The sequence below is a fragment of the Aliagarivorans taiwanensis DSM 22990 genome (assembly GCF_000429505.1).
Taxonomy (GTDB): domain Bacteria; phylum Pseudomonadota; class Gammaproteobacteria; order Enterobacterales; family Celerinatantimonadaceae; genus Aliagarivorans; species Aliagarivorans taiwanensis.
On sequence record NZ_AUBZ01000032.1, the window covers coordinates 1 to 12166 of the forward strand.

10 protein-coding genes are annotated in these 12166 nt (G+C 53.7%); 1 reads left to right on the forward strand and 9 read right to left on the reverse strand.

Annotated features, from left to right (window positions below; genetic code table 11):
- Positions 1-101 precede the first annotated feature (101 nt).
- The 5 genes from G462_RS0115075 to G462_RS0115095 form a co-directional block, all read right to left on the reverse strand.
- The gene (locus tag G462_RS0115075; protein ID WP_026959723.1) at positions 102-347 is read right to left on the reverse strand and encodes a DUF2498 family protein; all 246 of its coding nucleotides are present in this window, start codon (positions 345-347) and stop codon (positions 102-104) included.
- 90 nt (positions 348-437) lie between these two features.
- Positions 438-1340, reverse strand: a complete 903-nt coding sequence (locus tag G462_RS0115080) for a DMT family transporter (protein ID WP_157378632.1) — start codon at positions 1338-1340, stop codon at positions 438-440.
- A gap of 74 nt (positions 1341-1414) precedes the next feature.
- Positions 1415-3385, reverse strand: coding sequence for a diguanylate cyclase domain-containing protein (locus tag G462_RS24005; RefSeq protein ID WP_026959725.1), 1971 nt, complete (start codon positions 3383-3385; stop codon positions 1415-1417).
- A gap of 245 nt (positions 3386-3630) precedes the next feature.
- Entirely contained in the window at positions 3631-4533 is a 903-nt protein-coding gene (locus G462_RS0115090; protein ID WP_035477889.1) for an aspartoacylase, read from the reverse strand.
- A gap of 111 nt (positions 4534-4644) precedes the next feature.
- Positions 4645-5823 (reverse strand): XylR family transcriptional regulator, encoded by a 1179-nt coding sequence (locus G462_RS0115095; protein ID WP_026959727.1) that lies wholly within the window; start codon positions 5821-5823, stop codon positions 4645-4647.
- A 321-nt stretch (positions 5824-6144) separates the two neighbouring features.
- Between G462_RS0115095 and xylB the strand changes: the two genes are divergently transcribed.
- The gene (gene xylB / locus G462_RS0115100; protein ID WP_026959728.1) at positions 6145-7596 is read left to right on the forward strand and encodes a xylulokinase; all 1452 of its coding nucleotides are present in this window, start codon (positions 6145-6147) and stop codon (positions 7594-7596) included.
- Positions 7597-7715: 119 nt separating this feature from the next.
- Here xylB and G462_RS0115105 read toward each other — a convergent pair whose 3' ends face one another.
- The 4 genes from G462_RS0115105 to G462_RS22960 all read right to left on the reverse strand — a co-directional run bounded on the left by G462_RS0115105 (position 7716) and on the right by G462_RS22960 (position 11947).
- Positions 7716-9185 carry a hypothetical protein gene (locus G462_RS0115105; protein ID WP_026959729.1) on the reverse strand — a complete coding sequence of 490 codons (1470 nt, stop codon included), beginning with the start codon at positions 9183-9185 and terminating at the stop codon, positions 7716-7718.
- 128 nt (positions 9186-9313) lie between these two features.
- The gene (locus tag G462_RS0115110; RefSeq protein WP_026959730.1) at positions 9314-9610 is read right to left on the reverse strand and encodes a hypothetical protein; all 297 of its coding nucleotides are present in this window, start codon (positions 9608-9610) and stop codon (positions 9314-9316) included.
- Between the two features lie 194 nt (positions 9611-9804).
- Entirely contained in the window at positions 9805-11268 is a 1464-nt protein-coding gene (locus G462_RS0115115; RefSeq protein WP_035477893.1) for an SLC13 family permease, read from the reverse strand.
- 250 nt (positions 11269-11518) lie between these two features.
- A complete protein-coding gene (locus G462_RS22960; protein ID WP_051326779.1) occupies positions 11519-11947 on the reverse strand; it encodes a GNAT family N-acetyltransferase in 429 nt (142 codons plus the stop codon).
- Positions 11948-12166 lie beyond the last annotated feature (219 nt).

Consider the following 12166-nt stretch of genomic DNA (forward strand, 5'->3'; position numbering starts at 1 on the left):
CAAACTGATGAAGCGGATGGCTTACGGCTATCGAGATACCGAGTATTTCTTTTTGAAGATAAAAGCAGCATTCCCCGGAGATCCGCGATGAACCTTTTATTTTAGTCTGACAGTTGGTATTGCTCTGACAGGCGATGGCACAACCATTTGTAGAGATTAAATGCGGTAGGAGACTTAGCCGTTGGCAGCAAATTGTCATCCAGGAAGGACTCGCCGCGAAAAGTCAGCACATCACCATGTTGGCTGACCTCGCGAACTTCCAAGCCCTCGATGTAATCTTCGTGCTCTCGCAGCAACTGATTGGCAAGGCTAATAAGCTCTTGAGCGGAGATCTCTTGTTTACTCATGTCTTTCGTTCTCTGGTATGGGTTATGTTCATTCTAGCGAATCCCGATTGATTGTCGCAGTAACCAATAAGCATTCACTAAACGGCATGCTTAAGTGGCTTGGTTGGCGGAGCGCGCTTTCCCCCGCCACTGCTGCACTAACAATCCAGAGATAATCGCCACCAAACCAACGTAGGTGGCAGGCTCAATGCTCTCCCCCAGGATCTTGTTGATAAAAAGCAGCGACAAGAAGGGTGAGATAAAAATAAGATTGCTGATACTGGAGGTGTTGTTGGTGTGCTTGAGAGCCATCACCCAGCAGACAAACGCTAGCCCCATCTCAAATACACCAACATAGGCCGCGCCAGCCCACGCCTTTAACTCAAACGGCGGCAAGCCATCGCTCCACCAGCAATAGACAAAGGTCATCGGTAGGCTCATCACAAAGGCCACCAGCAAGCTGGCGATGGGGTCTTGCTGATTGCGGGTGTTTAAGATCCAGTAGCCCGCCCATAGCAGGGTCGACAGCAGGGCCAGCACCACCCCGGGCACACTGTCGAACTGCATGGAAAACACATCGCCGCGGGTGGCAATGATCAACACGCCCATATAGCCCAAGGCCATCGCCAGCAGATCTTGGCGACGCAGGCGTTGACCTAAAAACGGCACTGCGAGCAATGACAGAGTAATAGCCCAGGTGTAATTAAGTGGCTGCGCCTGTTGCGCGGGCAGCAAGTCGTAGGCTTGAAACAGCACCAGATAGTAAAGAAAGGGGTTAATCGCCCCAAGGCTTAGCAGATACCATGGTCGCGAACGGGCACACTGCCACACCAACGAGAGCCGCCCTTGCTTAAGCAGACATAAAAGCAGCACGATGATGGAAAACAGCGAGGCCAGCAGCACTAGCTGGGCAGGGCTAACGACCGCGAGCGCCAACTTGAACGCGGTCGCCACCGTGGACCACATTAAAACCGCAGAGATACCAAAGGCATAGGCGAGCTTTTGAGATGTCATGATAAGTACTGCTTGATAAAAGGCAGAGTGTACCGAGGGGGGGCAGAGCTCGCAATCACAAGCCGCAGCCAAGGCTACGAGTTGGCTTTGTAACGGCCGAATAGCTGCACCTGATCGCGCCCGTTGCGCTTGGCCCGGTACATCGCTTTGTCGGCGCTCTCCAGCAACACTTGGCTGTCTTGGCCATCGTAGGGAAAGACGCTGGCGCCAATGCTCAGGGTAACCGGCAGCTTGTCACCATTCGGCAGGTAGACCTCGACATTCATCTTCTGCCGTAGCTTGTTCAAGGTCTGCTCGATATCATCAATCAGCAGGTTGTTTTGCAGCAGCACCACGAACTCATCGCCCCCCAAGCGGGAAAGGTGGTCACTACGGCGCAAGGTTTCACGCAGCCGCGCCGATACCTGACAAAGCACCTGATCGCCCATCTGATGACCAAGCTCATCGTTGATCCGCTTAAAGTGGTCGATGTCGATAAACGCCACCGCCAGCAGCCCACAACGGCGCTGAGTCACACTGATCGCCTGCTTGAGCGAGTCCTCAAAGGCCAAACGATTGGGCAGCCCGGTAAGGCTGTCGTGGTGGGCCATCTGATAAAGTTTTTGCTCACTGTACTTGAGCTGAGAGATATCGGAGTAGTTGACCACGTAGTTGCACACATCGCCGTGGTGGCCGTAGATCGCGCTGATCGTAACAAGGTAAGGGAAGAACTGCCCCGCCTTGCTGCGATTGTAAAACTCGCCATGCCATTGGCCGTTGCGCAGCAGCAGATCAACAATGTCTTCCACCTCTTGCCGCTCCCGCTCAACCCCGGGGTCCAAGCATTGCGGGGGATTACCGCGCAGCTCTTCCACCGCATAGCCAGAGAGCTGGCAAAACGCTGGGTTCGCTTCCACGATGCGAAACTGCTGGTCGGTAATCGCGATGGCATCACCGCTGTGGCTAAAGGCCTTGGCGTTGAGCTGCTCTAACTGCTGGCGCCGCTTAGCGATATCAATATCCACCACACTGAGCAGCGAGTGCTGGCCCTCCAGCCTTACAATGCCGAGCATCACCCACACCCCTTGGTGCTCCAAGCGGCATTCAAAGCGCTTTGGTAGCGCTCCGCGATAGCCGTTGCAGCCTAAGCGATGCCACAGCATCAACTGCTTGCTAAAGCCGGCATCAAATAGCTCCCAGTAAGGGCGGTTCAGTAGCTGTTCGACCTGATGGTTAGCGAGTGTAGCCAAGGCGCCATTGGCCAGCTGGATCCGTCCACAATCATCGAACAGGGCATAGCCAACGCCGCTTTGCTCCATGGCATATTGCAGGCGTTGCTGGGATTCAGTGTAGTGAAACACCAGCAAGGTACGCTTGGTGTCTTGCGAGAACAGCATCAACTGCCAGCCCGGCCACTCAATATCCACCCGGGCGCTATCGCCCACCAGCAGGCGGCTCAGCTCCTCTTCAACCGCGTTCACCGCCGCCGGATGCAGCACCTGCTTGATGCTCATAATGCCACCTTCAACCATATTGGCATCGGGCAAAGGGCGGTAGAGGCGGTACTCCTCCACCGTAAGCTCGCCGTCGATAATAAAATAGTTATGGCCAAGCGCATCAAGAATAGACTTGCTGAGGATGGGCTGGCCCATCTCGGTGAGCTGTTGCTCGATCACCTCCACCACCAGCGAAACAGCCTCATGATGCCGCTGAAGCTGGGACTCGATCTGCTCACCCCACAGGCACAGGATCAATCCCTCTTGATAGATATCTTGCTGGAGGTAGCAGGCATTACACTGCAGGGGGGCAACCGCGAGCTCGGCCACTGGAAACCATTTATCCAAGCCCGGCTCACGGGGAGGAAGCGACTGATCAACCACAGACAAACAGGCGGTGGGAAGTTCACAGCTAAGCTCACCCGCCATCGCCGAACACACCCCGCCCTCATGGTTCACCCGCAACAGCGCCGCGGCAGAAAAGGTGGTGGCACGCACACAGCTATCTAGCAAGACCTGCCAATGGCTATGCTGATACGCGTCATGCTGGGGCTTAAGCGCTTGCTCCATGTCCGTTATCCTGCCTCCCTGGCTAATAATGAATATGTAAATAGTAAGTTAAGCGCGAAGTAAAACCTAGCCTTCGTTACCAGTCTAGCAATACAAAGGCACTAAAACTGTGGGGGCTTACACTGAAACGTCAGAGAAGAGTTACAGCTAGCGGGAAATAGCGGAGAAATATTCGGAAGAGAAGGGAATGGCCAGAGCTAAATTCTGGATAAGCCTTGGCCAACACCCTATAACATCAAGAAAACTTAGTCGCCGTAAACCTTAATGGTAACTTTTTCCATCAACGACATGGCCAGATTATTATCATAATAAGCAGCTTCGTTGATAAAGGCGGGATACACCACCTTCTCGCCTTGATAGCTTATATCCTCGCCATTAAAGCTGCGGAAGATCGGGTCGCCGGGATGGATGGCCTCAAAATCATGGTCTTGCACCCGGCTATGCACCATCGCCGTTCTGCGCCCTTGTTCATCCACTGGCAGGGTCAGGCTTTCCAGATAGAGGTAGGCCTCTACCTGTTTAGGCAATTCGGGCAAGGCATCATCGCTATACAGTTGGATGAAGTCGAGGATATGCCCGGTCATGGTCTCCATCTGCTCAAACACATCTTGGCGTATTACCGATTGCGACTGCGGGCCAACCTCCACAATCACCCCAAAGCGGCCGCAGCTAGCCAGTAGGTGATGCTGATCTTTAGCCAGGTGGTCTTCATCGCGGAAGATTACCGCTTCTGGCATCTTCATCTTCAGGTAACCGGCCAGCAGGTTGTAGACCGGATCTTGCTGAACCAGCAGCAAGCACGGCCCCATGTTTGAGGTGGTGTTATGCAGATCAATCACAAAGTCGCTGTTTGGGGCATCCTTCGGCCCCAAGTGCTGATGCAATACCTTGGCGCGGCTCTGCTCGTAGTTAGCCAGCGTCGCATCGGCCAGGTCTTTGCTGGCAAACTGGCGGTTCAAATCACTATCGATATAGCGTTTGTTCTCGCCATGGGCCTTGGGGTTGGCAAACACGGTTTCCACCGTCAATCCGTCGCGGGCGATCAACTGTGGCTGTTGCTGCCACTTTTCAACTAAATAGATCCCGGTGAACTCATTACCATGAGTTCCGCCCACAATAGATACCTTATTGATTTTGTCTGCCACCATGCATCTCCCTGCTCTATTCCACACCAAAAGTTAAGTTGTTGAAGCTTAATTACAAAACAGCCCAAGCACAATGCTCGGGCTGGATAGTTTCAGTGCCAATAGCGACAGCTCTTACTCGTCGCGCTCCTGACGAGACAAACGGTAGGCCTTCGGTGTCAGGTTTAAGTCTTTCTTAAACACCGCGTACATGTACTGCAGCGACGGGTAACCACATAGCTCAGCGATATCCGCGGTCGACAGGTCGGTGTTACGCAGCAGGCTCATCGCTTGCTCCAGCTTGGCGCAGTGGATCTCTTGGTGAACCGAGTGGCCAATGTCTTCCTTAAAGCGCTTCTCTAAGTTCGAGCGGCTTACCTTCACATAATCGAGCACCTGCTCAACCTTGATACCTTTACAGGCGTTATGGCGGATAAAGTGCATCGCTTGAATTACATAGGGGTCTTTCAAGGCTTTGAAATCGGTGGATTGACGCTCCACCACCTTCTCTGGCGTCACCAAGTGGCGGATCGCGCCAAGATCTTGGCCCTGCAGCTGGCGGTGCAACAGCTTCGCCGCTTGGAAACCCATTGCCCGGCAACCTTGGGCAACCGAGCTCAGCGACACCCGGCACAGGTGGCGGGTCAAATCTTCATCGTCGATACCGATGACCGACACTTTGTCAGGCACGATAATGCCCAAGTGGTCACACACCTGCAGCAGGTGACGAGCGCGGGCATCGGTGACCGCTAGAATCCCAACCGGCTTGGGTAGCGACTGCACCCAATCGGCCAAACGGTTCATCGAGTACTGCCACGACTCCGGGGTAGTTTCCATACCGCGGTAAACGGCACACTCGTAGCCATCGGCGGCGACCAGCTCAGGGAAAATCATCTCACGCTCAGCAGCCCAGCGGGTTTGCTCGGTGAGCGGTAGACCATAGTAAGCGAAGTACTCCAGACCTTTTGACTTGAGATGCTCATAAGCGCTTTGCACCAGAGCGCGGTTGTCGGTGGCCACATAAGGGAACTTAGGATACTTCTGCTCGTCTTCGTAAGAGCTACCAACCGCCACCACTGGTACCTTCACGCCAGTAAGAGCCTGCTCCACTTGAGGATCGTCAAAGTCGGCGATAATACCATCGCCAACCCAATGTTGTAGCCCGGAGATCCGAGTGCGGAAGTCTTCTTCTAAAAAGATGTCCCAGTCACACTGGGAAGCCTGAAGGTAGTCACCAATGCCGTGAATCACTTCTCTGTCGTAAACCTTGTTGGCATTAAACAGCAAGGTGATCTTAAAGCGTTTGTCGAACATGCAGAGCTCCAACGTTAAAGCTACACCGCGTCCACGTCGGTGTTAAAAACCAGCGATATTGCCTTGAGAAAAAGCGTAACTGGCCCAAGGCCGTGGGATGTTACCAAATTTCCCCCTTGGCTAGGAATAGCTTTGAGTTTAACCGCAGATTAAACAAATGGCTGAGGCACATATCAAAGAAAACTGTGAGACCTCGCACGCATCCCAAAAACCACAAGACACCGAGAAAAATTCGTAATTGAGACCAATAGCACGGATCGTGGAGGATCGCCGCATATGCGTCGCAACAGCGCACTAAAGTGACATCAAAGAGGAATCTTCATGTACATCGGTATTGATTTAGGTACGTCAGGCGTAAAAGCGGTACTGCAAAACGAACAGGGCGAGATCGTCGCTCAGCACAATGCGGGACTCACCGTTTCTCGTCCACAACCACTTTGGTCTGAGCAAGCGCCAGCCGACTGGTGGGCCGCCACTCAAGACGCACTCGATGCGCTGGCGCAAGCTGAAAACCTGGCCTCAGTGAAAGCCATTGGCTTTAGCGGTCAAATGCACGGTGCCACCTTGTTGGATGCCAATGGCGACGTACTACGCCCCGCAATCCTGTGGAACGACGGCCGCTGTGCAGCGCAGTGTGCTGAGCTAGAAGCCAAGGTACCTAACTCACGCGAGATTGGCGGCAACCTGATGATGCCAGGCTTTACCGCACCGAAGCTGCTGTGGGTTAAGCAAAACGAGCCGGAAGTGTTTGAGCACATCGCCAAAGTACTGCTGCCAAAAGACTACCTGCGCTTCTTGATGAGCGGCGACTTTGCCTCGGATATGTCTGACTCCGCCGGCACCATGTGGCTGGACGTTGCCAAGCGCGACTGGAGCGAAGAGCTGCTACACGCCACCGGCCTAACCGTTGAGCAGATGCCAAAACTGTTCGAAGGTAGCGACATCACTGGCCACCTTAAGCCTGAACTGGCTGAGCGTTGGGGCATGCCTGCGGTACCTCTGGTTGCCGGCGGTGGCGACAACGCAGCAGGCGCAGTTGGCGTGGGCATCACCAAGCCTGGCCAAGCCATGCTGTCACTGGGCACCTCGGGCGTATACTTCGCGGTAAGCGATGGCTACCTGAGCAACCCAGAATCAGCACTGCACGCCTTCTGTCACGCCTTGCCGGGAGCTTGGCACAGCATGTCAGTGATCCTGAGCGCCGCATCTTGTCTGGACTGGGTGGTTAACCTGACTGGCCAGAAAGACGTACCAAGCATGCTACAAGCGGTAGAAGCTGCGCCTGAGTCCAATGACCCTGTGGTATTCCTGCCTTACCTGTCGGGCGAGCGTACCCCGCACAATAACCCAGAAGCCAAAGGCGTGTTCTTCGGTATGACCCACTCAACCGGTCCTCTGGATCTGTGCCGTGCGGTACTGGAAGGCGTATCGTTTGCCTTCGCCGATGGTCTGGATGCATTGCATGCCACTGGCCTTGAGCCAGAAGAAATCACCCTTATCGGTGGCGGTGCACGCAGCAAGCTATGGCGCCAAATGCTGGCCGACGTATTCGGTAAAGCTGTAACTTACCGCTTGGGTGGCGAAGTAGGCCCAGCACTAGGCGCCGCACGCCTGGCGCAACTGGCTGTTACCGAAAATGCTGATCTTGACGTTATCTGCCCAGTGCCAGAGCTGGTAGAAGTTCACCAGCCAAACGCTGAGCAGCACGCGCTTTACGCTAAGCGTCGTGAGACCTTCAAAGCCTTGTACCCTAAGATTAGCGAGCTGTTCTAAGCCTTAGCTCGAATACTGCGCAATCAAAAAAAGCGGCCCGATGGGTCGCTTTTTAGTTTCTATCAGCCACAAAAAATCCCATCGAGATGACTCAATGGGATTGCGTTCAACAAGCTCGCTTACTGCTTTTGAATAACCGTTAGCGCGCCTTGCTTCATCATCGCATTCAGCAGGTTTTGCTGCTCGTCTGGCGTTGAGATCATGCCGTTGGCATAGGCGTAGTTTGAATCAACCGATTCCATATCGAAGCTTTGTGATAACAGGAACTGGACCTCATCGCGACTGGCAGTCTCGCTCTCTGCATCGCCCTGCAACAGGGAGATCTCAAAGCCTAGCGACTCACCAAGGGCGAAGTCGACCACGCTGGGGCTAGGGATCACTTGGCTAGCCGCCGGAGCACCTACCACCGTCTGTACGAACAGGCGATCGTTTACAGCGTTCATCGCTGCAAAGTAGCTGCGCTGCACCGCAAAATCAGCAGGACTGAACGAGCGGCCGTAGTCGATGCAGTAGTTCGCAGCAGCGCAGGACTGACTCACTCCAGCCCCTGCGATGCTTGCCATACCGCGCGGCAGTTGCACACTGATATCTTCACCATCCAAGGCCACAAAGCTTTCGAACTGCCAATTACTTACGCTATCGATACCGCTAAACAGGGCAGCCCAGAAGCTAATCTCAGCATCGTCAAACTGGGTCAGCGGCTCACCATGATATAGGTATTGCCACAAGTAGTTCTTGTTCTTACGCTGCACCAGAACTGCGCTGCCAGCATCCAGCTCAAGGCCTGCATCAACCTCCCAGAAAACCTGGTCGCCAAAATACTCCAGTTGCAGCGGATCCTTCGGGGTTAAGTCTTTATCGAACACGTGAGCACTGGTGGCAAAGCCGTAGCCTTCCAATTGGGTGGCTCGCTCGCCATCAAAGTTTTGAAAAGCGGTCACCAACACATCATGGCGTGGCGGGATAGGGCTCTTCACCGGAATATCGGTCGAACCATCCCGCCCGCCGAGATAGTTGGCATCTGGGGTATAGCTGGTTTGGAAGTAGGCCGAGCGCTGCTCATCTCGCACATCTACCACTGCGTTGTCATTGATGGCAAAGGTGTTATCGAAACGACTGCCGCTCAAACAGCCTTCGGTGCGAGTGCCATTACGCAGGTTAACGGTCATCGAACTCAGCATCTCTTTTTGCACTGAGAACATGTAAACCTGCTGGTTGCCGACCCCTTCGGTGTACTCCTCAAGGGAGACAAAACCGCCATCGGGGATCTCAGCGGTATCGATGCGGGCTTTAAGGTCTGGGGCAAGTTCGGTGTCGGTGATGGTTTTAATCACGCTGCCATCGGCATCATGGAACAATATATTGAACGGGGTAATCGCGCGCTCTGCAGTCCAAACCAAAGAATCGCTGCCAGCAACCTCGCCGTACACGATACAACCACTGGCGACGTTAGCCGCCTCTTTTTGCACTACCTGAGCCATCTGCCAATGGTAGACTGGCGGAGGTGTTGGACCACTACCACCACTGCTCCCACCACAACCAACAAGTACCGCTGAGGTAGCCAAAGCTACCGAAATCATCTTGTTCACTTCACACCCTCAAATTAGATAGTCAAAAATTTGCTACGGGAGAGCATGAAGCAAGTTGTTTACCAAAATAACTTCAATTTTGGCATTTTTATCTTATTTTTTAATCATTTACCTGACGAAAAACTGAATCACAGCGTGATCCGCAAAGACGCTTGCTGAAAGTAGAAGTACCACAGCCAAATACCCGCTATCACGCCAAACAGCCCAGCCACGCCGAGGTATAAGATCGGCATCGCCAAAATGGCCACTGAGGTCCCCACCCCGATATGCACTTGAAATACCTTGATCAGTATCTGACCGAATGAGAACAGCACCTCTTGTTGTTGGTGCTCCTTACGCAGCATGGGTAGCCATATTGATGCCGCCAGTCGACACAAAAGGATAAAGATGACCGCCACCAGCGCAACTTGTAGAACAAAATCCATGGTCCACTCCCTGTTGCTTGAGTTCTTTTAGTAAAGCGAATCTCTCAGAGCAAGTCTTTGAGCTTACATGCAAAAATGCGCACTTACTGCTCTGAGTAGCAGCACGAACGATCAGGTAGAATTCCACCAAACAGGCACAAAAAAGCCCGAAATACAGGAGAGGATTTCGGGCAACTTGAACTAGCGGAGCACTACTAAGGCACTAGCAGCGCCGAGGCTAGCCAATATGCAGCCATTGTAATCAGCACCACGCCCACAATATTCAGGGCGAAGCCTGCTTTCACCATCTGCTTGATCTGCAACTGGCCGGAGGCAAACACGATGCTATTGGGCGGCGTGGCCACCGGCATCATAAAGGCGCAGCTGGCCGCGAGCGCCGCTGGTACCACCAGCATCAAGGGGCTCTCTCCCATCGATACCGCAATAGGGCCGAGCAGTGGTAAGAACCCTGCCGCCGTGGCGGTATTGGAGGTCACTTCGGTGAGGAAGATAATCGCAGCGGTGACAATCGCAATCACCAACAGCAGCGGTAGGTAAGAGGTCTCACCCAAGCTGGCACCGATAAAATCGGCCAGGCCAGAGCTTTTGATCTGCGCAGCTAGACTCAAGCCACCACCAAACAGCATCAGCACGCCCCAAGGCAGCTTCTTGGCGGTATCCCAATCCATAACCATCACCTGTTCGCGCCAGTTCACTGGAATCAGGAACAAACTCAAAGCAGCCAACATCGCAATACCGGTATCGGTGATCGGCAAGCCCGTCATGCTGGCCAGCAATGGCCGGAAAATCCAGCCAATCGCGGCTAAGCAGAACACCACTGCGACCGCTTTTTCGGGACCACTCATGGCGCCCAGTTGATGCAGTTGCTGACGCAGTAGCTCGCGCGAGCCTTCACTGCCGCCATCACCCAAGCGATAGTTAATCTTGGTCAGCCATACCCAGCAAATCGCCAACATCACCATCGAGATGGGCACGCCCACCATCATCCACTGGCCAAAGCCTAAGTGAATGTCGTAGCTATCCGCCAGATAGGCCGCCAACAGCGCGTTTGGCGGTGTGCCAATCAGGGTTCCCAAGCCGCCAATGCTGGCCGCGTAGGCAATCCCCAACAGCATCGCTGGGGCAAAGTTATCGTCGTTGGAGTCCTTGGTGACCAAGGTAATAATCGACATACCGATGGGCAGCATCATGACTGCGGTGGCGGTATTGCTCATCCACATACTCAAGAACGCGGTGATCAGCATAAATCCGCCCACTTGCTGAGCCGGTTTATCGCCCACCGCCAGCATGGTGGCCAAGGCAATCCGCCGATGCAGCTGCCAGCGCTCCATCCCCAAGCTGAGGATAAAGCCGCCCATAAACAGGAAGATCAGCGGATGCGCAAAGCTGGCGGTAGCCACTTTAATCGTTGCGATTCCGAGTAAGGGCGAGAGCACCATAGGTAGGAAGGAGGTCACCGGGATGGGCACGGCTTCGGTCACCCACCAGATCGCCATCAGTGTGGCCAAACCCATAGTACGCCACGCCAGCGGGCTCAAGCCTTCAAAGGGAGGCTCTGCCACCAACGTCAGCAGCAAAACCACCGGGCCCAGTATTAGGCCAATCAGTTTCGCTTGGTGCTGTTGAGCATAACTCGGGTTTGCTAAGGCAACGGTCATAAGCCCTCCTGGCTAAACAAGATCGTTAACAGAAAATTCACATACTATTTGTAAGGAATTATCAATCCACCACCCTGCTGGCCCAACTAGACAAAGGTCGTAAGGCCGCCGCATCAGCTCACAAAAAGCTACAAATTATTGATAATTGGATAAAGTCGCAGCTTAACGGCTGCTTGGAAGGAGGCGGCTACCGACAAAAGCGAAAGCCGCAAGTACGAGATACGAAAAGATAAGCGCGATACTTTAAGGATTAGTGAGTTAGGCAACGCTTCATGGTCAGCACCACATCGCCTGGCAGGGTCACTTCAAAACCGAAGCGTTGATACAGCTCTTGGGCACGGCAGCCACGAAACACCCGCAAGCGCAGGTTGTGGATGCCTTCCGCTTGGGCTTCTTCGATCAGTGCTTCCAAGGCCCAACTGCCCAGACCCTGATTCTGAAAATCCTCAGCCACCTGCAGATCACGGATATACCAGTCATCACCTTGGGCCTGCCAGCGCACCACCCCAACTACTTGCCCATCCACCAGCAACTCATAATTCTCGCAGTCCTGCCAGCTATCAACGAAGGCCTGAGCGTTCCACTCAACCTGTTGCTGGGTATAGTAGTTCTTCATATTCAGGCGCACTAAGCGCTGGGCGAGCTGATAATTTTGGGCGGGGCGGTATTCAAACTTCATAAACCATCCTTAGCATGTGGCCGCTTGGCCACTAACGGCTCGCATCATGCGAACCAACGAGCAATCCGTCGATTATACCAATCTGGATAAGTTAATGGCCAGTTATTGCGCAGGGAAAATCATTGAGGACAAGGAGGCGCTTGCCGTAACTAGTGGACTAATTACAAAAGCGCTGACGCTGTGATCAATGATTTTAACCAGCAAGAATGGTCAGTTACT